The sequence below is a fragment of the Oryzibacillus soli genome (assembly GCF_051594765.1).
Lineage (GTDB): Bacteria > Bacillota > Bacilli > Paenibacillales > NBRC-103111 > Paenibacillus_AR.
Window position 1 is genome coordinate 89,764 of record NZ_JBPPGJ010000015.1, and the last position, 21,826, is coordinate 111,589.

Below are 21,826 nucleotides of genomic sequence, written 5' to 3' on the forward strand. Positions count from 1 at the left end.
CTATATGCGGGTTTCGGCCATATCCGTCCGGAGAGTGGGGACGTTCAATTTTTCACGAAGCTCCAGTCATCCACCCTAACCCATTGGTTCGCGCCCGCCACCGAATAAACGCCGATTTGTGCCGATCCGTTGGTGACTGCAATATTGGGAATGGTGATTTGCGTCCAAGTATTGATTGCCGTATTGATGGGATAAGTTTTCTCCGTCCCCCCGTAATTTTTTACATAGATCTGCGCGGTGGACTGGCCTCCGCTGCTTTTAACCCATACCTTCAGGGTATAAGTGCCATTCGGCAGATTGGACAAGTTCTGATACCGGCTCGCGCTGTATGCTGCTGTCGAGGATTGGGTGGCCGCCCATCGACCGCTATGGCCCCCCGTTATATTGATGTTCGGATCCGTCGTAATGTTGCTCCAAGTCATCCAGCCGGCAAGAGCATTCTGCGAGACCCGGTCCGCCTCATAGCTCGGGTTCAAGCTGTAGTTGTTGCCGCTGCCCACGCTCCATGTGCCTGCCGCCGCATCAAGATTCCATTGGCTTAACGACTGGAAGGCCGGTGTTGTGCCGCTGAACGACAATGGGACCCATTGGTTGTAGCCGATCCCGTTGCCTGCGAAATCACTCCAGCGGTCCCCTGCGAATAAGACAGTGGTGCCGGATGTCCCCTGAACCTTGATGAACATGGAGGTTTGCGAGACATGTGAAAAGTCCGCTGCCGTTCCCTTCATGACGGCTTCAGTGGAATAGGGCCCCTTGATATTGGTTGCGGTTATGTAATAGGTTTGGGACGCATTCCATCCATGCAGGTCCGAGGAGCATAAATAATACACCCCGTTATATTTGAACATGGCATTCCCTTCACGCCCTCCTGTTGAGCTGTTGTACACATTCGTCGCCGGTTCCACATTCAGATAGTCCGATGGCCGGAGCTCCGCCACGTAGAGATGGCTCCGCCCTTCCGCATTGCTCAGGACCAGGTAGGCTTTGCCGTCGTCATCCACGAAGGTCGACTGGTCCCCCGACATGTTGTTCACAACATTCGTTATGGATGTCTGGACGTGATGGAAGGCAAATGTCCCCGTCGGTGTACTGCTGGTTGCAAAAGCGATTCCGCTGCCCGCCGGTCCGACATATTGGGTGACCAGGACGTATTGGTGGGTATTGGAATTGTACACGACCCCCAGTCTTCCTAACCAGTCCGCATCCCAGGTTGACCCATCCGTTGCACCGGTAATGACATTCCCCTCGAAGGTCCAATGAACCAAATCCGTCGAGGAATAGCAGGTGACTGCGGCGAAGCTGGTATCGCTGTTCTTGCCGGCAGGGTTATTGTAATAAGTCACGGCACCGTTGTACTTCACCCCGTACCAGTAATAGGTATTTCCTACCTTCAGTACATTTCCGCCTTGGGAATAGATCGGGTTGTTCGATGTATCCTTCCAGAACACATCATTCATTAACGTTTGGCTGGACGCACTGACGCCCGTGACTCCTGCAGCGAACAAAGCAATCATCACAAGAAGCACATAGGGGATCCACAAGAACCTTTTTACCATTCTTTTCATCATTTTCATCCTTTCGTGATTAAGGTGGGATATTTCTTTGAGCTTCGGCTCCTTTCCGATTGATTTCCTTGCCATTCAAGTATAGGAGATCACCAATCCATGGAAAACATGGGAATCAATCGATTTCCTTTGAAAAGCTACGCTTTCCCCCCGATGTGATCCCGGTCTAAATAAAAGAAACCCCATCTTGGGAATGAATGGTCGCTCGACACATTCATTCCTATCAAGATGAGGTTATGGGTTCGAATTACAGCCGGCAAGCCGGGTACGCCCCGATCTTAGCGGACCTTCGATAACATTCCTGTCACCTGCGTGACATCAATAGGCCGGCGCAGCCATGCTTCGGCAATCCTGCCGAAGAGGACCGGGTCTCCGCTGCAGAAGAAGCGGTGCTCCGGCGGCTCGCTGCTCGGGTTCTGCATGCTGCCGGCATACAGAACGGCGCTGATCTCGCGGGCCGTCTCGTCCGCAGAATTGATCAGCTTCACCCTGGGCCCCATGGCCTCAGACATAAAGCCGCTCAGGAACGGATAATGGGTACAGCCTAGAATCAGACAATCCAGCTGCTCTCCCGCCAAGGGCGCCAGGCTCTCCCGAACGATCCGGCGCGCCGAATCCGTCCGGTACAGTCCCTGTTCCACAAGCGGAACGAAGGCGGGACAGGCCAGACCGGTGACCCGGATCCCGGGAGAAATGTCCTCCAGCGCCTTCACATATGCACCGCTCTTGATGGTCCCCTCCGTTCCGATCACACCGACGGTCCGGCTGCGGGTATGCTTGATGGCCGCGCGGGCACCAGGCTCGATCACGCCGATGACGGGGATGGTGACGGAGGAACGGATGGGTTCAAGCGCTGCGGCAGTGGCGGTATTGCAGGCCAACACAATCATTTTGGGTCGATGGAGCAGGAGAAAATCCACAATCTGTTTCGTAAAATGCAAGACCTCCGACGTCGACCGGGGTCCGTAAGGGGCGCGTGCAGTATCGCCGAAATATAAGATCTGTTCCTTCGGAAGCTGTCTCATGATCTCGCCTGCAACCGTCAGCCCGCCTACGCCCGAATCCAAAACTGCTATCGCCTGCTGCACGCACACACGCATCCTTTACCAGTTAGGGTGAATTCCTATTCCGTTCTACAGAATATGAATACGCCATCCAAAAGGTACCGGACAAACTCACCGGAGAGGACGCAACCATTTTTATTTCATCAGATCTTCCAATCCGGCGAATTCGTAGCCGGCCTTCCTGACATCCTGGATGATCCGTTCCAGGGCTTCGATATTTTCCTTGGACCCTTGGTGCATCAGGATGACGTTGCCGTCATGAAGACCGTTCATGATATCGTTGTAGGGATCCTCGGCACCGTTGGCCCGTGGCTCCCAATCCTTCATGGCCGTCGACCAGAAAACGGAGGTGTAGCCCATCTCGCTCACCAGATCCAGAAGGTGCATGCTGTAAGCGCCGTAGGGGAAGCGGAACAGCGGCGCCACCGGCTTGCCCGTCACGTCCTTGATCAGCTGGGCAAAATCACCCAGCTCCTTCCGCACCTCGTCGTCGCTCATGGTCGTCAGGTCCTTGTGGGTCATCGTATGGTTGCCGATGAGATGGCCTTCGTCCGCCACCTTCTTGGCGAAAGTCTTATACTGCTTCACATTATAGCCTACGAGGAAAAAAGTCGCCTTCACGCCGTTATCCCTGAGAATCTGGAGCAGCTTGTCCGACTCACCTAAGGGACCGCCCGTGTCGAAGGTCAGATAGACCTTCTTGCCCGTCCCGACCCAAGCGACCTTCTGATTCGGTGTCAGCTGCTTCATTTCGTTCGGGAAGCCGGGAACCTCGCCCTTCTTCTTCTTCATGTAATACCAGGACACGGCCTTGGTGGAAGCGCCGCCCGGTGCCGGCACCGGCTTAACCGTCGGCTTCGGGGTGGCGGATGGCGAAGCCGATGAGACGGCCGAAGGACTGGGACTCGGTACGGGGCTCGGGGATGGGCCCACGCTGGGAGAAGAGGACGGCTTGCTTGCCGGCGGCTCCGGTGTCGGAGAGACCGCGGCTGCCGCAGACGATGCCGGGCTCATGCTTGAAGCCGCGGATGGCTTCGGAGAAGCGCTTTCCTCTTCAGCCGAGCAGGCGGCGAACAGAAGCGCGCAAGCGGTGACGGCAGGCAGAATGCGGGTATGGATCGGATGCTTCAAGCCGGTTCCCTCCTATGTATGGACTCCCTGACTTCTTCGACACCATACGCGCCTTTTCCTGTCCTTTGCGATAACTTCACACTCCCCTCGCTACTCCCGGGGGCCCCCTCCTTGTCCGCGAAGCACCTCCATGCTGAGAAGCAGCGACCGGTATTCCTCGTCCGTCAGCTCCTCCACCCGCTCCAGCCAGCCTGCCGCTTGGCGCTTCAGCTCGTCGTGGACCCGGTTGGAGGCTGTCTCCGTCTGGGGCTCCTTCTGCTGGAAGTACTCCACCCAGTGGTTGGCCAATGCCGCCGTCACCGTTCCGATCATGCCGATGCCGGTCATCATCAGGAATGCGGCGATGATACGTCCTCCGAAGGATACGGGAGAGATGTCCCCGTAGCCGACGGTGGTCGTGGTGACGATGGACCACCACAGGGCGTCGCCGTAGTTCTTGATATTGCCGTTCACGCCGTTCTCCAGGAAGTAGATCCCGGCGGAGCTCCAGACCATCACCACCGTAGCGAAAACCAGCATCATCTGGATCTGCTTGGACCGGACGATGTTCCACAGGAGCGGGGAAGCCTTGATGATGCGGATCAGCCGGATGACCCGGATCAAGCGGGCCAGCCGGAAGGTGGAGTTGATGGGGATCAGCGCCACCAGATCGAACCAATTACGCTGCACGAAGCGCCATTTGTCAGCGGACCGGACTACCCGGATCATGTATTCCACGGCAAAGAAGGCGATCACCGCCCAATCGATCCGGTCCAGATTCGTTTGGGTCAACAGGGGATGGCCCGTCGGGGCGGACACCAGGAGAATCGCGTAGGTGACCACCATCAGAATAACTAAGGATTCGTAGAGAGCTCGCCAAGATTTCATAGAGATACCGCGCTCCGTTCTGCTTCCTGCGGCCCCGGCAACCTGCCGCGGCCGAACTGTCGTTGCCCTAATCATACGCCAACGGACGCAGGACGAACAGTTCAAATTCGGGCGAATGCCCCTTTTTTCCTGAAGGCGGATGTACAAAGTGGCGGATAGGCGCATATTCTGTAACATGGCGACAGCCGAACCATCGGAGAGGGGGCCGTTCACCATGAAATTCGCCATCCAATACCTTCCCTTGGATCAGATCAAGCCCGGCGCAGCGGTCAAGTGGAACGCCAAATCCAAGGCGCTCCGCCAGACCGCCTGGGACTGCATGCACCTCTTGGTCGTCCGCAAGAACAAAGGCGGCGGATACACGGTTCTCGTGGGCAATGACCGCTACGAGCAGCTGCGGAAGCACTCCAGGAGGACCCAGGTTCCCTGCCTGGTCGACGGCCGGTCCGCGCCCGACCGCCTCCAGGGCTGGTGGGACCGCCTGCGAAAGCCCAAGCTGCCGTTCCCGGTGCCGGATCTGAGCCGGGACCGGGTGGAGCCTGCAGCTTGGTCCATCATCCGCAGCTTCATGAAGCAGGAGCCCCGCTTCCGCCGGCTGACCCGCAAGCAGCAGCTCCGCGTGCTCATGCTGGGCATCCGGTACAAGCGGACGACGGTAGCCTCCATGAAGCGGAAAGTAGACGACCTCCTGAAATAATCAGGAGGCCGTTTTATTTGTAATCCAAATGAAATATTCCATTCATGTTCCTTTAATGTTCACGGGGTATATTGTACTCAACCCCCTTTTGATAATATAGCAATTCTTCCGACCCGCAGCTTGGAGCTGCGGGTACTTTTTTTTGCCGCCAACCGGTTACTTGAACTTGGGCAGCCAGTCCCCATGCGCTTCGATCAGATCGTCGCAGAGGGACACGATGTCGTCGATGGACAGCTCGGCGGAGGTATGCGGGTCCAGCAGGGCTGCATGGTAAATATGCTCCTTCTTGCCGGTTCTGGCTGCTTCCAGCGTCAAGAGCTGGGTGTTGATGTTCGTCCGGTTGAGTGCAGCCAGCTGCGGAGGCAGGTCTCCCACATAAGTGGGGGTAATGCCGCTCCGGTCCACCAGGCACGGCACCTCGACGCAAGCTTCCTTAGGCAGATTGGGGATAAGCCCCGTATTGATGACGTTGCCGCCGATCTTGAAGGGGTGGTCGGTCTCCATGGCATCCAGGATGTAGGAGGCATACTCCCGGGAACGGCAGTGCTCCAGGCTCTTATTGTTCACAAGCTCCTCGCGCATGGACTTCCAGCCCTCTATCTGATTCACGCAGCGGCGCGGGTACTCGTCCAGAGGAATGTTGAAGCGCTCGATCAGCTCCGGATAGCTGCGTTTGATGAAGTAGGGATGGTACTCCGCGTTGTGCTCGGAAGACTCGGTAATGTAGTAGCCGAAGCGGAACATCATCTCATAGCGGACCATGTCGTGGTGCGGAGTCTCCTGCTTCTCTCTTGCGCGGCGCTTGATCTCCGGATACAGATCCTGCCCGTCCTTGGTCACTTCCAGCAGCCAGGCCATATGGTTGATGCCCGCGATCTTCGACTGCACCCCGGTATCGTCCATGCCCAGATCCTTGAAGAGATGCGGCACGCAGACCTGTACGCTGTGGCACAGCCCCACCGTCTTGATCCCGCCCAGGGTGATCATGGCGTTGGTCAGCACGGCCATCGGATTGGTGTAATTTAGGAACCAAGCGTCCGGACAAACCTCCTGCATGTCACGGGCAAAATCCAGCATGACGGGGATGGTCCGGAGGTTCCGGAAGATGCCGCCGATCCCCAGGGTATCCGCAATGGTTTGGCGCAGCTGATACTTCTTGGGAATCTCGAAATCCGTAATGGTGCAGGGATCATAGCCCCCGACTTGGATGGCATTCACCACGTACTTGGCGCCGCGCAGCGCTTCCTTGCGATCGGTGTAGGCCTTGACGGTGCAGCTGCTGTCCAGGGATTGCTTCAGATTCTGCAGCATGTTCTCCGAATCCTTCAGCCTCTCCAGGTCGATGTCGTAGAGCGCCAGCTCAAATTCCTGAAGCGCGGGGGTGAGCATGCAGTCGCCCAACACATTCTTGGCGAAGACGGTGCTGCCGGCACCCATAAAGGTGATCTTGGACATGGATTTCATCCTCCTGCGGTGTGGTCATTGGGCTTCGCCGGAAGCCCTTACAGCCCTAATCTTAACGGATGGGGCCGGGGACATACCATGGAAGGAAGCCACTTCCGCATGGAGGAATGTCGTTTAGTTCCACCGGTTCTGAACGCGGCGGAGCATGATCATCGCAACCGTGATTAGGATGAATGCCACCAGGGCAAGGAACGGAATGGTCACGAAGCCGAACCAGTTGATGTATTCGATATCGCAAGGATTCTCCCCGCAAAAGTTGCTGGCCGCATGGAACCAGTCCGTCTTCTCGTACAAATAATGATAGAGGGACACCAGCCCTCCAGGGATCGTAAGGGAAAGAACATACCCGGTGATTTTGTAGTCTTTCTTCACGGTGGCGATCCCCAGCAGGATAGCCAGCGGATACATGAAGATCCGTTGGATCCAGCACAGCTTGCAGGGAATGTACTGCATGATCTCCGAGAAGTACAAGCTGCCCAGCGTAGCCGTTACGGCCACCACCCAAGCCAAGAACAAGCTGTTTTCCTTCGTAAACTTGGTGCTCATGTCATAATCCTCCTGAACTCAATTGGCATACGAAACATATTCTTGCTTTCGCCTTCTTGTTCCTGCATCATGAAGAAAGAATCGCAGCCGCCGGGCGGCAGCGATATGCGAACTTGCGGGGTGCATCTATGGATCTGAACTACACCGTCGCCATCAATCCCCATCCAGCGCGGGGCGGGGAGCTGGGCATTCTGTTCAGCGGCTATTCCCAGACCTCCCACGACCACCGGGTGGGCCCCTTGGTCCACGACCACTATCTCCTCCACTTCGTCCTGTCCGGACGGGGCACCTACTACTGCGCGGGCAACAGCTACCCCGTCGGCAAGGGCGGCGCCTTCATGATCTTCCCCGGCGAGCTGGTCCGGTACGATGCGGACCCGGCGGAGCCCTGGGAATACCGCTGGATCGGCATGCGGGGCCGGCAGGCGGACGAGCTGCTGGGCCGCCTGGGCATCACGCCCCACCGTCCCGTCATGGACGTACCCTACAGCAATCGGACGGCCGGCCTGTTCAAGCGGATCGAGCAGGTGCTCCGCAAGGGCGGCCCGGCCTGCGACCTGGAGGCCGGGGGCTGGACCCGCTTGGCACTGGCGGAGCTGGTGCAGGGGCGAGCCGGGGACCTTAAGCGGGGTCTGGAGCCGACCTCCGAGATCAAGCGCCAGGTGGAGCAGGCCGTCCGCTGGCTGACCCTCCAGTATGCCCAGCCGATCTCCATTGAGCATATGGCCCAGAACCTGGGGTACCACCGGACCCACCTTTCCAAGATGTTCAAGCGTGAGACCGGCATGTCCCCCATGGAATTCCTGCTGCAGATCCGCATGGAGCGGGCCAAGCTCCTCCTGGCGGAGCCCTTGACAGTGGAGCAGGTTGCGGCCTCCGTCGGCTATACGGACCCGCTGTACTTCTCCAAGCAGTTCAAAAGAAGCTGCGGTCAATCTCCTACGGAATACCGGCGGAGCTTGGCGGCCGGTCCGGCAGTACCGGAGGGGACGGAATAAATTCGCCAATTCCCGTTACATTTCGACACTCCGTCCTGTCTTAACCGTTAGACACCCATCACGGAGGCGATACCTGCCATGATTCCCGATTCCACCCTTCCGCCTGAACCCGAGCCGTCCGAATCTTACCGCTGCGGCAAGCAAGCGCTTCCCGATCCGGACGGCTCCGCCGATCCGGTAACCGGTCTGCCGGATGGCCGCCGGTTTCCCGTCCTGCTGGACCGGTACGTGGGCTGCGGCTCCCATCGTCCCGCCTGCAGAGCCTTTGCCCTGGTTCTTCTGGATCTGGACCGCTTCCGGTCCGTGAACCTTCGTTACGGCCACCGGCTGGGAGATCTATTGCTGGCGGAGACCGCCCGCCGCCTCACCGCATGCTCCCCTGAAGGCACGGTCTTATACCGGTATTCCGGAGATCAATTCTATCTGATTGTCCCCGGCATGGGCCATACGCCGGAGCTCTGCCGCCGGCTGAAGCGGATGCTGGCTGCGGTCTCCTCCCCCTTCATGCTGGACGGAGAGCCGCTGACCGTGTCCGCCAGTGCGGGGGTCAGCCTGTACCCTTACGATGGGCCCAGGGCCGATGAGCTGATGCACCGGGCCGTTCTGGCTCTGCATGCCGCCAAGAAGCATGGCGGTGGCTGTTACCGGATGTACCTGCCGGAGATGCGGGCCGCCTCGGACCGGGTGCTGTCCATCGAGAGCGAGCTGTCCCGCGCGGTTTCTCTAAGCCAGCTCACCGTCTATTATCAGCCCATCGTCGAGCTGGACACGGGAAAGCTCACGGGCGCAGAGGCTCTGCTGCGATGGAGCCATCCCCGCTTGGGGGACGTCCCCCCCTCCGCCTTCATCCCTGCCGCCGAACAATCGGACCTCATGGTTCCCATCGGAGGCTGGGTACTGGAGGAGGCCTGCAGCCAGCTTGCCGCCTGGATACGGTCGGGACATGCGGATCTGGAGCTGTCCGTCAATGTCTCCGCCGCCCAGCTGGCCCATCCCACCTTCGGCGATCTCGTCGAAGAGACCGTCCGGAAGCACGGTCTGCCGCCCTCCTCCCTCATGCTGGAGATCACGGAGAGCATGCCTATTGGCAGCACGATATCGATAGAAGAAACGCTGCAGCGGCTGAAACGGTTTGGAATCCGCCTGGCGCTGGACGACTTCGGCACCGGTTATTCCTCCTACAGCTGTCTGGTTCGTTACCCCTTCCATACGCTGAAGATCGACCGTTCACTTCTGCCCGAGGCCCTCTGCGATCCCAAGGGCAGAGCCATGCTGGCCTCCTTGATCTCCATGGCCCGAAGCCTGGGGATGCGGGCCATGGCAGAAGGTGTGGAAACCGAGGAGCAGCGCCAGTGCCTGAACCAGCTCGGGTGCGGCTTTGCACAGGGCTTCCTGTTCAGCCCTCCGGTTCCAGCCTCCCGTTTTGCTTCCCTGCTGGAGCGCTCTGCGCCCTAGCTTCTTGTCTCCGGCCGTCTGGACGAGGCGGAAGGCTGCAACTTTTGGCGCCAGGGCCGCGTATATAGGGTGAGCAATCGATCGATTGAATGGAGGCTTATTCCTGTATGTCATCCTTACCGTCCGGCCCGTCCGCCGCACCCGTGCAGCTCGAGCCCGGTCTTCCGCCCAAACGAAGCCGGAAGCGCTCCCGCTCCCGGCATCCTTTTCTTAAAGTGCTCTCTTATACGGCCATCATCGGCACGCTTGTATGTTCCGTCTTCCTGGCCTGGTTCTATCTGACTCCCTCCGGAACCCGGCTCCGCAATGTTATGGTGGACACCCTGATCACCACCCAGCACCGCCATTGGGGCAAGTACCTGGTGGGACAGCGGGAGCTGGACCGGAGGGTTCAGGCCTATTGGGACCGCTTCGATGAGTACGCCGACGAAGCCGTCGTCCAGGTCCCGGTGATCCCTTCCTCCGCCCCGGCCTCCGAAGTGAAGAAGAAGGAGCTTCTCGAGGTGGAGCCCGTAGAAGGCAAAGGCTTCAAGGGCTACATCCTGTACGTTCATGACCCCAAGAAGCTGCGGATCGTCGTTCCTGAGAAGTACGGCAAGGGGGAAAAGGTCTCCAGCATGGTCAAGCGCACGGGAGCCTTGGCCGGCGTCAACGCCGGAGGCTTCGTCGATCCGGAATGGAAGGGCAATGGCTTCCAGCCGGCCGGAATCGTCATGTCCGGAGGCAAGATCTTCTATCTCGACGCCGATAAGAACGCCAAGATGCATATTGTGGGCATCGATGCCGAGGGCAAGCTCATCGCCGGCAAGTATTCCCCCAACGAGCTCCTCCAGATGAAGGTCAACGAGGCGGTCACCTTCTCGCCGCGCTTCATCGTCAACGGGGAGGGCGCCATCAAGGGACCGGAGGACGGCTGGGGCATCGCGCCCCGGACCTCCATCGCCCAGAAGGCGGACGGCACCATCATGTTCGCGGTCATCGACGGCCGCCAGACCCACAGCATTGGCGCCACCCTCTATGACGTGCAGAAGCTGTTCCTGGAGCGGGGAGCCATCATCGCCGCGAATCTGGACGGCGGCTCCTCCACGGTTCTCGTGAAGGATAACCAGATTATCAACAAGCCTTCCAGCGAATACGGAGAGCGGTATCTTCCCACGGCCTTCCTCGTGTTCGAGGATTCCACCGTCAACATCAAGAACGTATGGGAAGGGATCGATCCCAAGAAGATCGACCCCTCCAAGTGGTAAATCTATTCGTGTCCGGGGCAGTCCTCCCCGAGAAGCCGGCTGATCGCGGGGATCAGCCGGTAATGCTTGAGCTCCTCCGGCGCCAGCTCCTGCACCTTGTGGTAGCAGTCCTTGCAGACCGCCTCCCCGGCCGCATCGATCAGCTGCTCGGGCAATCCCCGCTTCCGCAGCTTCTCCCTTCGTCCCTCCACCTCCACCTGCTCGACGTACACCGCTGATTTCGAAACGACCACAAGCCCCGTTTCCCCAGCAAAATCCTCATCATGCCGCGCCGTTACCGGCTTGCCGGCAGCCTGAGCCAGCTTCTTGTATTTGTCCAGCGCCTTGCTGCTGATATCCCCGTGTACGACCATATAGGAGGCTCTCGGATCCTTCAAGGCGGACTCGATCTCCGGGTATGCCACCGGCTCTCCCACCTGGCTGCGGGTCAGCATCCGGAGCACCCGTTCCCGGAATTCGCCCAAAAACCGGTTCTTCTCCTCCTTGTGGAGCTCGGGAGCACCGTGAATCCCTGCCTGGAGTGTCTGCTCCAGCCCGCTTTTTCCTGCAAAGCCCGTTAGGGCCTCATCCTTCGGAGACTGTCCGTTCATTCCGCTTCCTCCTCTATTGTGACTGCAGCGTACAGATTTCCATCTTATTCCCTTATTCTACGGTATTATGCACAGAATCGCTTCGCCTTCAGTTGGGACTTTTGTGTGAACGTTAGACAAGCAAAAAAGGAGCTTCCCTTCCGGAAAGCTCCCTCGGTCCTACTGGCGGGAATCAGCATCAATACACGCGCTTGGCCCCCATATACTTAGGTCCCCAATAGGTGCTGTCGAGGGATTGGGGATAGATCCCGGCGGAACGGGTGGCGGACATAAATTGATTGTTGCCCAGATAGAAGCCGACATGGTCCACACTTCCGGTGCCCCCGATGCTGAAGAACACCAGATCTCCCGGTTGGAGAGATGCGCGGGGGACGAAGCTGCCGGTCTTGTAGAGATTGTCCGAAGTCGTCCGGACGGTGCTGACTCCGAACTTGGTGAACATGAAGTACACGAAGCCCGAGCAGTCAAAGCCCGGATTCGGCGTGGCTCCCCCCCAGACATAGGGCGTTCTCAGATAAGTATACGTATCGGCAGCGAGCTTCTTCTTGACCAGTGCATGGTCAATGGAGGTCAGTGTAGCCGGATCCGCATTACCGGTGGCAGGCAGTCCATAGGCGGACTGGTAAGCGCTTACGGATGCAGTTGTGATACTGCCGTAATAGCCTGTAGCCGTCGGGTATGTAAAGTAGCCCAGCTCCTTCAGATTATTCTGAAGAACGGTGACGGCCGTACTGCTGGTTCCCGCTTTCAGCGTAACCGAATAGACCGTTTCGGCACGGGCGGGAGAGGGGAGAATAACTTCGGATGCGGCGGAGCCTAGCAGAAGGGAAGCGGCGGTGAACAAGATCAGCGGTTTTCTCATGATGGTGTTCCTCCTCATCTTCGTTGGTAGATTCTTGTTGATAGAGGCCTGCTTCCACCATACCCCACAGGGACGCATTTGCGAATAGGACTATAGGTCCTTTTCCACCAGGGAACGGCTGGAAAGAAAGCGTCCGCCGGAGTCGATCGACTCCGGCGGACGCTGGGATCACGCGGGTATTCCCGGCATTACTTCGTTTCTTCTTCCACGGCGTGTACGACCGCCACCGGCTCTTCCTCTACGACTGAGCCTTCGATCTCCACTGCCTCCGCACCGGCGGACGCTTCCTTCCGAGCTTCCCTCCAAGCCTTCACTTCGGTAGCGACAACCCCGGCTACGTCCTTGGCTTTGCCGACGATCTCACCGGTATGCTCGCCTACGGTCTTGGCGATCTCTTGGCTCTTCGCACCGACCACGCCGGCAATCTCATGCGTCTTGGCACCGACGACCCCTGCAATTTCCTGGGTCTTGGCCCCGACAACACCTGCAATCTCCACGGTCTTGTCGCTGACCTTGCCATACTGCTCAGAGAGGTCCGAACGCAGCTCCTTCCCGGACTTGGGTGCCAGGAGAAGGGCCGTTACCGCTCCCAGTACGCTGCCTACTACGGCACCGACCAAAAACTCTTTTCCGTTCCGCTTGTTCGTCATCGCTCATTCCTCCATCGTTTGGACTTGGGCTTTGCTTGCTGCCTTCGCCGTTCTGTGCGACTGCCACTTCTGCCACAGCTGGACTCCCATCGCCGCATATTCCGCTATCTCGGAGAACCGGACGGTATTGCGCTCCAGCGTCTGGCCAATGCCGGAGGCGGACCGGGAAACCGCTGCGGATACCTCCTTCATGGAGGTGGTCACCTGCTCGATGGCTTCTCCCGTCTGCTTCACGCTGCTGGCAATGGGATCCAAGGTATGGAGCTTCGCTTCCGCTTCCTTCACCAGCTTCTCGCCGGCCGCCATCAGACTGACGCTCTGGATGCGGACGCTCTCGATCTCCGTACGAATGAGATTCAGAGTCTCATTCGTATGATCGAGAGAACGTTTGGCCGTCTGGATGAGCGTGATGAGATAGACGGCCAGCACGGCAAATGCGGCTGCGGCAACGGCGGCGCTGATTCCGATCAGCATGAGGATCACCCCGTTTCATAGACTTCATATTCTGGTAGGACCGTTGGAGCCTCTAGACGAATGCCCAATTCATAGTTCCATTATAAGACGGTCCGGACTTTTTGACACAAAAAAACAAAAAAAATCCCGCAGGGAGCGCAGGCTGGAAGCCCGGCTCCCCGGAGATCATGTGCGAAGCTATACGTCATCGGGCTAGCGGACCGCTTGCAGGAGCTTCTCCGCCGCCTCCTCCGTTGTCCGGGCCGATATCACTACGGGCTCCTCCGCATATTGGGAAGCCGCATGCTCGTAGCGCGGGTCATAGTAATGGATCAGGAGGAGCTCCACGGCTTCGGCATAACGCGCCGCCAGCAGGTGAGCCTTGATCTCATTAGCTACCGGGGTATGGATCCGGCGTTCGATCACGTCGAAGGCCTTCAAGCATTCCTCCCTGTGCTCCTCAGGGCGGTAATCCTCGATGATGTTGCGTACCCGCTCCTCCATCGGTAGGTCGATGCGGAAGTGCTTCCCGCTCTCCTTAGCCGCAACCAGGAACTCGGGCAGGACCACCTTGCCTACGCGCTTGCTTTCCGCCTCCAGCCAGATCCGTTCGGCTGTATCCGTGCGGAAGAGATCCGCCACCAGAAGCGATTCGAAGGTCTTCTGGTTGTTGGGCTTCAGACCGACCTGACCGAAGATGGAGCCCCGGTGGCCGGCCAAGCCCTCCAGATCGATCGCCGCTTCTCCCTGATTCGTCAGCATCTTCAGAATCTTCGTCTTGCCGGTGCCGGTATGGCCGTGGATGACATAGCAGGGCGGCCGGACCGCATAGGACTCCAGCGTCTCGACAACCCACTTGCGGTAAGCCCGGAAGCCGCCGTACAGCCGGTATACCCGGATGCCGTACAGGCTCATCAGGGTGGCCGTGGTCTTGGACCGCATGCCGCCCCGCCAGCAGAACACCGCCTTCTTGCCCGGCAGAGACTCCAGCTCCTTGATGAATGCAGGCAGCTTGCGGGATACGATCTCCAAGCCCTTTTCCTTGGCCGCATCTACACTGACCTGCTTATAAAGGGTGCCGACCTCCCGGCGCTCCTCGTCATCGAACAAGGGGATGTTCCGGCTTCCCGGGATGCTGGAATCCTCATATTCGGATTCGGAGCGGACGTCTACCACCGTCAGCTCCCCGTTCTTCATTCTCGTCAAAAATTCTTCGATCGTCAGATCCTGAAACAAGACCAACCGCTCCTCTTATGCTGTTATCGATCCGGTGATCGTGATGCGGCCTTCTTGTTCCTCCGTCACGGAGCCGATCAGGGCCGCCTGAACGCCGCGGCTCTGAAGATCCTGGAGCAGACGCTCGGCCTCGGAGCCCTCCACCGCGATCAGAAGACCGCCGGAGGTAACGGCGTCGCACAGCATGAAGCGGCTGACGGCGTCCATGGGTTCCGGGAAGTCCACCGAGCATTCCACATGGGCGTGGTTATTCTTGGTGCCGCCCGGGATGAAACCGGCCTCCGCCAGCTCCCGGACTCTCGGCAGGAAGGGAACGGCTCCGGCATCGATGGTGATGCCCACTCCGCTACCCTTGGCCATCTCCAGAGAGTGGCCCATCAGCCCGAAGCCCGTAACGTCCGTGCAGGCGTGTACGGTGTAAGGCTCCATGGTCTCGGCTGCCGTCTTGTTCAGCGTGGCCATGACTTCGGTTACACGCGCCACCTCGGCCTCGTTCAGCTGATCCTTCTTGATGGAGGTGGTCAGAATGCCGACTCCGATGGGCTTCGTCAGGATGAGCCGGTCGCCCGGCTTGGCCCCTGCATTGGTCCGGACCCGGTCCGGGTGGACCAAGCCGGTCACGGCCAATCCGAACTTGGGCTCATTATCATCGATGGAGTGGCCGCCCACCAGTGTGACGCCGGCCTCCTTCATCTTATCTCCGGCGCCGCGAAGAATATCGGCCAGGACGGATTTGTCCAGCTTGTGGATGGGGAAAGCCACGATGTTCAGCGCCGTCAGCGGCTTGCCGCCCATGGCATAGATGTCGCTGATGGCGTTGGCCGCAGCGACCTGGCCGAAGGCATAGGGCTCGTCCACGATGGGAGTGAAGAAGTCTACCGTCTGGACCAGAGCCAGCTCGTCGGTAAGCTTGTACACGCCGGCATCGTCGCTGGTGTCAAGACCGACCAGCAGGTTGGGGTTCGCTTCTGCGGGCGGAAGCTGGCGCAGGACTTGGGCCAGGTCGGCGGGACCGATCTTGCAGCCGCAGCCGCCTTTGGAGGAGAGGGAGGTGAGCTTCAGTTTATCGGGTTGGGACATGGGTTGAACATCCTTTCTTCAGCGATCTTCTATGTATTGAGATTACCATACTCTCCGCCGGAAGTGAAACCATCGAGGCCGTGCCCAAGATGCGATGGGCAGGGAAATGGTGTATCATGGTAGGCAGATGGGAAAACTTCGGAAGATGATTCCATTCAAGGATGGGGGAAGCCGCTATGGCAATGGACCGCGAGGAAGGCCTGGAGTTATTCGAGAAGACCCGTACGGTCGTGATCGTGCGCGGGGTGGAACGGGACAAGATCCTCCCTCTGGCGGAGGCGCTTTACGAGGGTGGCATCCGGATGCTGGAGGTCACCTTGAATACGGTGGGGGCTTATTATATGATTAAGGACCTGCACAAGCACCTGGGACGCAAAATGTTCCTCGGCGCCGGCACCGTCCTCGACACGTCGGACGCCAAAGCCGCGGCGGAGGCCGGGGCGTCGTTCTTCGTGACGCCGAATACGGACAAGCGCGTGATCCAATACGGGGTGGAGGAGAACCTCCCCGTTTATCCGGGCGCGCTGACCCCCACCGAAGTGGCCAAGGCTTGGAAGTCGGGGGCCACGGCCGTGAAGCTGTTCCCGGCCTCCACCTTCGGGCCGGGGTATGTGAAGGAGCTGATGGGGCCATACAGCCACATCCCGCTCCTGGCCGTGGGCGGCGTCCACGAAGGGAACGCCGCGGAGTATTTGCGCGCCGGCTGCAGAGGCATCGGCGTCGGCAGCGCCGTGATCAACCGGCAGGAGCTGGCGGCCGGTGATTACGAGGCGCTCAGCAAGCGGGCCGCCGCGCTGATCGGCACCGTGCGCGCCACGGTGGCCGAGCTGGAAGCAGAGTAGATCCGAGCGGGTGCGGGGCGGGTGAGCGGTGCGCAGTGTTTGGAGTGACTGCGCAGTGCGGCTGCGGTGCGGGGAGCGTGGCTTCGTGCGGCTGCGCAGATGGAGCTAGCGTCGGGTGTACGCTTGCACCGGTGAGCGCCGCTGGATGGGCTGGCGGATGGCGGCTCTCTACAGCTAGATGGATTTCTTGTCCTTAGCCGACCCACACGACGCGGTTCGGAGGGACTAAGCGGATTTTCTGCACTTCGTTTCCGCCATTTTGCAATAATCCCGCGTATGCTCGCCAACTAAATACCGTTTTTGCACTTAGTCCCGCCGAATCCCGCCGAATGCTCACAACTAACTACAAATGCAGTCAATCCATCATCCCGGAACGCGATATACAAACGGACAGCCTATCTCGGCTGTCCGTTTTATTGTTGCAGTGGCTCAGAGACGGCCATCCTAAGCGCCAGTACACGCCCCGCCCTGCCAGCCACATTTGCCCAGTGGGCTCGTCCACCGCAGCTGATCTGCACAACGCCGTCACCCTCAGTCTGCCCGTGCTCTTGCCAGTACCGATGCGAGGGTCCCGTCGAATATCCCGGCTATCCAACCTTCCCCTCCTGTGCTATAGTGTGGGCATATTCAAAATGGGGAGGCTCCCAACTCCATGCCGCCACTCACAAAATCACCTCGATGGAACCGGATCTTGCTGCCGGCCGTCGTATTCATCGGTTTCCTGGTTTTCGGCTTCTCGGAAAATGTCAAAGGCCCGGCACTGCCCCGAATCCAGTCCGACTTCAGCCTTAGCGAGCTGCAGATCGGGCTCTTGCTGGCCCTGAACTCCTTCGGTTATCTGCTGGCCTGCCTGTTCACCGACCGGCTCGCCCATCGGATCGGGATCCGCTGGACCACGATCCTGGCGTTTGTCTCCATGACCGTATCCGGCGTACTAATCAGTGTATCCGCCAGCGGCTCACTGTTCGCGGGTTCCTACTTCCTGATGTACATCGGCAACGGCATGCTGGAGATCGCGCTGGCCATCCTGGCGGCGCGGATCTTCCTTCGGAACACAGGGACCATGATGAACCTGGCCCATTTCTTCTACGGACTCAGCTCCGCCGCCGCTCCACTGGCCGCCTCGTCGCTGATGGATGTCCCGTATCACGGGACCGGACTCGGCTGGCGCGGGATGTACCTCATCATGCTCGCCCTATCCCTGATTCCGGTGATCCCCGCCCTGGCGGCCCGCTTCCCGGACGAAGCGGCATCCGGCTCTTCAGAACCCCGGGTTCCTCTTCGGGATTACGTTAAGGACCCCACGGCTTGGTGCATCGTGGCCATTCTTTCCTTCGGCGTCATCTCCGAGCTGGCCGTCGGCGGATGGCTCGTCAACTACATGGAAAAGGTATACCGCTGGGAGCCTGCCGCCGCCTCCGGGATGCTGTCGGCCTTCTTCATCTGCTTCATGCTCGCGCGGCTGCTGTTGGGGCCGGTGACCGACCGGTTCGGCTACCTGCCCTCCATCGCCGTCTTCTCGGCCTTCTCCGGGCTGTGCAGCCTGTTCGCGGTGTTCACCGGGGAGAATGGCGCTTTCCTGTTTGCCGCGGCCGGCATCGGCATCGCGCCGGTGTATCCTACGGTCATGGCGTTCCTCTCCAAACGTTATCCCCGCAGCACCGGCTCGGCCATCACGTTCACGGTCACCCTGATGGGTGTTTCGACCGTGACGGGCAACCTCTTGATCGGCTTCATCACAGATGGGGTCCAGGCACTGGCCTCCTCAGCAGGCCGCGACTCGGAGGAAGCGCTCAAGGCCGGTCTTCAGGCAGGCTATCTGTTCATCGGGCTCTGCGCTCTCTTGTGTACCGCCTTCGCCATTCTGCTGAAGCGGCGCACGAAGGCCTCCGGCGTGTCCCCATCCTCCTCCGCCATCAACGGATAAAAAACGGACCATCCCTCATTCGGATGATCCGTTCTGATGTTCTTCCGTTTTTCCTTCGGATGCCGGAGTGATCCGGTAGGAGCATTTGCCCCCGCCCTTCGAGATGCATTCGGTCCGTTCCACATCGGCGTCCAGGAGTCTCCTGAACAAGCTCAGCTCGCAGGAGCAGGCTTCGTCGTACTGGTTGGCCACCTGGGTGATGGGGCAGTTGAACTCGTTCAACACGAAGCCGCCATCCTCTTTTTTCACCACATCCACCATATACCCGCTGGAATTCTGGATGTCGGCCAGCTCTGCTACCCGCTCCTCCAGATCCTTGCCTTCCATCCGAGCAGCGTACTTGTCGAGCAGCTTCTGCTTCCGCCGCTCGAACAGGCGTCCGACCGTGCTCTGGCCTTCCTCCGCTCCCAGCTCCTCCAGGAGGTCCAGGGTCAGCATGTGATAGTTCTTGGGGAAGAGGTCGTCAGCCGCCATCGTCAAGGAGTAGAGGTGAGAGGGCCGGCCCATGGCTTGCCGGGAGATCTTCGCTTCGATCAATCCGTCCCGCTCGAGGGTATTCAGATGCCGGCGAACCGCCATTTCCGTGATCCCCAGCTCCTTGGCCATCTCGTTGACCGACAGGCAGCCCCGCGTCTTCATCATGGTTAACAGCACTTTTCGAGTAGACGAATCTTGATCTTTGCTCAAACTATCACCTCCCTGTCAGCCTTAATTGTAACGGATTTGTGAACACAAGTAAAATTAACATACATAAATGTTTCGAAAATCGGGCGGATGCCTCCATCCGGCCTCCTTCCAGCCCTAATCGGCCCTCGTCAGGCCGTTTCCTTGGCGACGAAGGCGCGGACACCCTCCATAAACACCGGAAGCTCCGTGCCGAAGTGCCGGGCTACCTCCACCAGCTCCCCGTGGTCCAAGGACCGCACGTCCTGCACCAGCGGCCGGCGGAGCCGGACCAGACGAATTAGATAATCCGCATGGGCGCCCTCCGTAATCTTCTCGTCGCGCATGATGTCCACGATGTCCTCGTAGCTGGCCGCATCCCGCATGATGAAGCCGTCGATGAGAAGACTTCCGATATCCGTGACGGCCTCCAGAGCCAAGTGTACCACCCGTTCCAGAGCCGCTCTCAGCACGGGATCCTCCGGATTCCACGCCCCCGTGATCCGTTCGGCCGTATCCGTGAGACCAGGCAGGAGCTCCAGCCGGTCCTCGATCTGTCCGAGATTCACAAAGTACATGGGCTCATCCCTTCTTTCCTTTGTTCCGTTTTTTCCACTTCGTCCACAGGAGCATGCCCGCAAAGGTTACCGCCAATACAAAAACCAGCGTTACCGCTTGCATCGGGTACTCCAACGACATCTTCGGTTCGGTCATGATGGATTCACCTCTTCCGGGAGTAAGCCCAATGGTTGGTCGGACCGTGTCCTGCGCCGATGCCGAGCTCCTCGCGGATGGCACAGGTAATGAAATCCTTGGCGGTTCGTACGGCGGTCTCTAAGCTGTCGCCCCGGGCCAAACAGGCGGTGATGGCCGCGCTGAACGTGCAGCCCGTGCCGTGAGTGTGGCGGGTTTCATAACGGACGCCCTGCAGCAGCAGGCTCTCCCTGCCGTCATACACCACGTCCACCGGCTCGCCCTCCATGTGGCCGCCCTTCACCACCACCGCCTTGGCGCCCTGCTCCTCCACGATGATGCGCGCGGCGGTAAGCATGTCCTCCCGGCTCCGGATAGGCCGGCCGATCAGCACCTCCGCTTCCGGCACATTCGGCGTCACCACGGAAGCCAGCGGCAGCAGCACCCGCCGCAGGACGTCCTTGGCTGACTCGGCTAGGAGCGAGGCGCCGCCTTTGGCGATCATGACGGGATCCACCACCAGGTATGGAAAACCGTGCTCCTTGACCTTGGCGGCAACCAGCTCGATGACGGCGGGCTGGGAGAGCATGCCCGTCTTGACCGCATCCACGCCCAGATCCGACGCCACAGCGTCGATCTGCTTCTCGATTCCCTCCAAGGGCACGTCGTAAATGCCCGTAACTCCCAACGTATTCTGGGCCGTCACCGCAGTGATGGCGGACATGCCGAAAACATCCAGCATCTGAAATGTCTTCAGATCCGCCTGGATGCCCGCCCCGCCTCCGCTGTCGGAGCCGGCGATGGTCAATGCTTTGGCTACGCTTGGCATCGGAATTCCTCCTGGTAATGGGAACATAATGGTCTGTAGTTGTTCTAAACTATTTACCAGTTTATCGGCGGGCCCGTTCACCGTCAAGCCGACCATGGGCGGGGTCTTCCAGTGACGCACGCTCCTTTGGTATAGTAAGGAGCAAGCAGGTTCGCCATTCATCGTCTTCAACGGGAGGTCCCCTTCATGAAGCAGCATGCCTTATTCCTGATTACCACCGGCAAGCAGGAGCTGTCGGAGCTCACCGCCATCGTGCGCCGACTGCCCCACGGCCAGGCCGATGCGCTGCATATCCGCGAGAAGCACCGGGGAGCCCGGGAGATCGCGCAGTGGTATGGCGCGCTCCGGGAAGCCGCATCGACCTCCGGGCTCCCGCTCTATATCAACGACCGGCTGGACGCGGCGGCAGCAGTGGGCGCACCCGGCGTCCAGCTGGGCTACACGAGCCTGCCGCCTGCCGATGCCCGGCGTATCCTCGCCGCAGGAACCCGAATCGGCGTCTCGGTCCATTCGCCGGAGGAAGCGGCGGCTGCAAGGGAGGCCGGTGCCGACTACGTCCTGTTCGGTCACATCTTCGCCACGGCCTCCAAGGAAGGCGCCGCTGCCCGGGGGACGGACGCGCTTCGCCAAGTGGTGAAGGCGTCGCAGCTGCCCGTCATCGCCATCGGCGGCATCGAGCCGGACAACACGGCGGAGGTCTTGGCCACCGGCTGCTCCGGCATCGCCATCCTGTCCGGCGTGCTGCTGCACCCGGATCCGGCCGGGCGGCTGCGGGCATACCGGGAGGCCATGGACCGGGCCGGAGCCCGCCCGATGCAGCCTTGGCTGCCTTAAGCACCGCCCTCGCCGCTTCGCCACACGCCGCTACCTCCGCCTACGCCGCTCCACCTACACCGCTACGCCACACGCCGCTCCCCCAGCCGGAGCGCCAAAAGCCCTGCCTGCCTAGTCCGCGAACGGACCGGGC

Annotated in this window: 23 protein-coding genes; 7 read left to right on the forward strand and 16 right to left on the reverse strand. The window is 59.7% G+C overall.

What is annotated here, in order from left to right:
- Positions 1–44: 44 nt before the first annotated feature.
- The 4 genes from ACSEXW_RS19900 to ACSEXW_RS19915 form a co-directional block, all read right to left on the reverse strand.
- Positions 45–1,565 carry a family 43 glycosylhydrolase gene (locus ACSEXW_RS19900; RefSeq protein ID WP_438447924.1) on the reverse strand — a complete coding sequence of 507 codons (1,521 nt, stop codon included), beginning with the start codon at positions 1,563–1,565 and terminating at the stop codon, positions 45–47.
- A gap of 278 nt (positions 1,566–1,843) precedes the next feature.
- A complete protein-coding gene (racE, locus tag ACSEXW_RS19905; protein WP_438447925.1) occupies positions 1,844–2,653 on the reverse strand; it encodes a glutamate racemase in 810 nt (269 codons plus the stop codon).
- A 111-nt stretch (positions 2,654–2,764) separates the two neighbouring features.
- Complete coding sequence (locus tag ACSEXW_RS19910) at positions 2,765–3,760, reverse strand: polysaccharide deacetylase family protein (RefSeq protein WP_438447926.1); 996 nt, start codon at positions 3,758–3,760, stop codon at positions 2,765–2,767.
- A 90-nt stretch (positions 3,761–3,850) separates the two neighbouring features.
- Positions 3,851–4,627 carry a potassium channel family protein gene (locus ACSEXW_RS19915; protein ID WP_438447927.1) on the reverse strand — a complete coding sequence of 259 codons (777 nt, stop codon included), beginning with the start codon at positions 4,625–4,627 and terminating at the stop codon, positions 3,851–3,853.
- Between the two features lie 214 nt (positions 4,628–4,841).
- Between ACSEXW_RS19915 and ACSEXW_RS19920 the strand changes: the two genes are divergently transcribed.
- Positions 4,842–5,324, forward strand: a complete 483-nt coding sequence (locus tag ACSEXW_RS19920) for a hypothetical protein (RefSeq protein ID WP_438447928.1) — start codon at positions 4,842–4,844, stop codon at positions 5,322–5,324.
- 156 nt (positions 5,325–5,480) lie between these two features.
- Here ACSEXW_RS19920 and ACSEXW_RS19925 read toward each other — a convergent pair whose 3' ends face one another.
- Both ACSEXW_RS19925 and ACSEXW_RS19930 read right to left on the reverse strand, forming a co-directional pair.
- Complete coding sequence (locus ACSEXW_RS19925; protein ID WP_438447929.1) at positions 5,481–6,779, reverse strand: alpha-glucosidase/alpha-galactosidase; 1,299 nt, start codon at positions 6,777–6,779, stop codon at positions 5,481–5,483.
- Between the two features lie 123 nt (positions 6,780–6,902).
- Complete coding sequence (locus ACSEXW_RS19930) at positions 6,903–7,334, reverse strand: disulfide oxidoreductase (RefSeq protein ID WP_438447930.1); 432 nt, start codon at positions 7,332–7,334, stop codon at positions 6,903–6,905.
- A gap of 128 nt (positions 7,335–7,462) precedes the next feature.
- Between ACSEXW_RS19930 and ACSEXW_RS19935 the strand changes: the two genes are divergently transcribed.
- The 3 genes from ACSEXW_RS19935 (at position 7,463) to ACSEXW_RS19945 (ending at position 11,034) form a co-directional block, all read left to right on the forward strand.
- The gene (locus tag ACSEXW_RS19935) at positions 7,463–8,332 is read left to right on the forward strand and encodes an AraC family transcriptional regulator (protein ID WP_438447931.1); all 870 of its coding nucleotides are present in this window, start codon (positions 7,463–7,465) and stop codon (positions 8,330–8,332) included.
- Between the two features lie 78 nt (positions 8,333–8,410).
- On the forward strand, positions 8,411–9,787 hold the full coding sequence (locus tag ACSEXW_RS19940; protein WP_438447932.1) for a putative bifunctional diguanylate cyclase/phosphodiesterase: 1,377 nt from the start codon (positions 8,411–8,413) through the stop codon (positions 9,785–9,787).
- A 107-nt stretch (positions 9,788–9,894) separates the two neighbouring features.
- Complete coding sequence (locus ACSEXW_RS19945; protein ID WP_438447933.1) at positions 9,895–11,034, forward strand: phosphodiester glycosidase family protein; 1,140 nt, start codon at positions 9,895–9,897, stop codon at positions 11,032–11,034.
- Between the two features lie 2 nt (positions 11,035–11,036).
- Here the strand turns inward: ACSEXW_RS19945 and ACSEXW_RS19950 are convergent, their stop codons facing one another.
- The 6 genes from ACSEXW_RS19950 to selD form a co-directional block, all read right to left on the reverse strand.
- A complete protein-coding gene (locus ACSEXW_RS19950) occupies positions 11,037–11,624 on the reverse strand; it encodes a YueI family protein (RefSeq protein WP_438447934.1) in 588 nt (195 codons plus the stop codon).
- Positions 11,625–11,802: 178 nt separating this feature from the next.
- Positions 11,803–12,486 (reverse strand): C40 family peptidase, encoded by a 684-nt coding sequence (locus tag ACSEXW_RS19955; protein ID WP_438447935.1) that lies wholly within the window; start codon positions 12,484–12,486, stop codon positions 11,803–11,805.
- Between the two features lie 188 nt (positions 12,487–12,674).
- Positions 12,675–13,136 carry a YtxH domain-containing protein gene (locus ACSEXW_RS19960; RefSeq protein WP_438447936.1) on the reverse strand — a complete coding sequence of 154 codons (462 nt, stop codon included), beginning with the start codon at positions 13,134–13,136 and terminating at the stop codon, positions 12,675–12,677.
- 3 nt (positions 13,137–13,139) lie between these two features.
- Complete coding sequence (locus ACSEXW_RS19965; protein WP_438447937.1) at positions 13,140–13,610, reverse strand: DUF948 domain-containing protein; 471 nt, start codon at positions 13,608–13,610, stop codon at positions 13,140–13,142.
- 192 nt (positions 13,611–13,802) lie between these two features.
- The gene (gene mnmH, locus ACSEXW_RS19970; protein WP_438447938.1) at positions 13,803–14,825 is read right to left on the reverse strand and encodes a tRNA 2-selenouridine(34) synthase MnmH; all 1,023 of its coding nucleotides are present in this window, start codon (positions 14,823–14,825) and stop codon (positions 13,803–13,805) included.
- Positions 14,826–14,840: 15 nt separating this feature from the next.
- Positions 14,841–15,905 carry a selenide, water dikinase SelD gene (selD, locus tag ACSEXW_RS19975; RefSeq protein ID WP_438447939.1) on the reverse strand — a complete coding sequence of 355 codons (1,065 nt, stop codon included), beginning with the start codon at positions 15,903–15,905 and terminating at the stop codon, positions 14,841–14,843.
- A gap of 176 nt (positions 15,906–16,081) precedes the next feature.
- On the opposite strand from selD, the gene ACSEXW_RS19980 reads away from it, so the two are divergent.
- A complete protein-coding gene (locus ACSEXW_RS19980; protein WP_438447940.1) occupies positions 16,082–16,747 on the forward strand; it encodes a bifunctional 4-hydroxy-2-oxoglutarate aldolase/2-dehydro-3-deoxy-phosphogluconate aldolase in 666 nt (221 codons plus the stop codon).
- Positions 16,748–17,399: 652 nt separating this feature from the next.
- Positions 17,400–18,674, forward strand: a complete 1,275-nt coding sequence (locus ACSEXW_RS19985) for an MFS transporter (protein WP_438447941.1) — start codon at positions 17,400–17,402, stop codon at positions 18,672–18,674.
- A 15-nt stretch (positions 18,675–18,689) separates the two neighbouring features.
- On the opposite strand, the gene ACSEXW_RS19990 is transcribed toward ACSEXW_RS19985, so the two are convergent.
- The 4 genes from ACSEXW_RS19990 to thiD all read right to left on the reverse strand — a co-directional run bounded on the left by ACSEXW_RS19990 (position 18,690) and on the right by thiD (position 20,859).
- Positions 18,690–19,361, reverse strand: coding sequence for a helix-turn-helix transcriptional regulator (locus ACSEXW_RS19990; protein WP_438447942.1), 672 nt, complete (start codon positions 19,359–19,361; stop codon positions 18,690–18,692).
- A 128-nt stretch (positions 19,362–19,489) separates the two neighbouring features.
- A complete protein-coding gene (locus tag ACSEXW_RS19995; RefSeq protein WP_438447943.1) occupies positions 19,490–19,915 on the reverse strand; it encodes a DUF86 domain-containing protein in 426 nt (141 codons plus the stop codon).
- Between the two features lie 4 nt (positions 19,916–19,919).
- Positions 19,920–20,051, reverse strand: a complete 132-nt coding sequence (locus tag ACSEXW_RS20000; protein WP_438447944.1) for a hypothetical protein — start codon at positions 20,049–20,051, stop codon at positions 19,920–19,922.
- Between the two features lie 7 nt (positions 20,052–20,058).
- Complete coding sequence (gene thiD, locus ACSEXW_RS20005; RefSeq protein WP_438447945.1) at positions 20,059–20,859, reverse strand: bifunctional hydroxymethylpyrimidine kinase/phosphomethylpyrimidine kinase; 801 nt, start codon at positions 20,857–20,859, stop codon at positions 20,059–20,061.
- A gap of 186 nt (positions 20,860–21,045) precedes the next feature.
- Here thiD and thiE point away from each other — a divergent pair, with 186 nt between their 5' ends.
- Positions 21,046–21,693, forward strand: a complete 648-nt coding sequence (gene thiE, locus ACSEXW_RS20010) for a thiamine phosphate synthase (protein WP_438447946.1) — start codon at positions 21,046–21,048, stop codon at positions 21,691–21,693.
- Positions 21,694–21,826 lie beyond the last annotated feature (133 nt).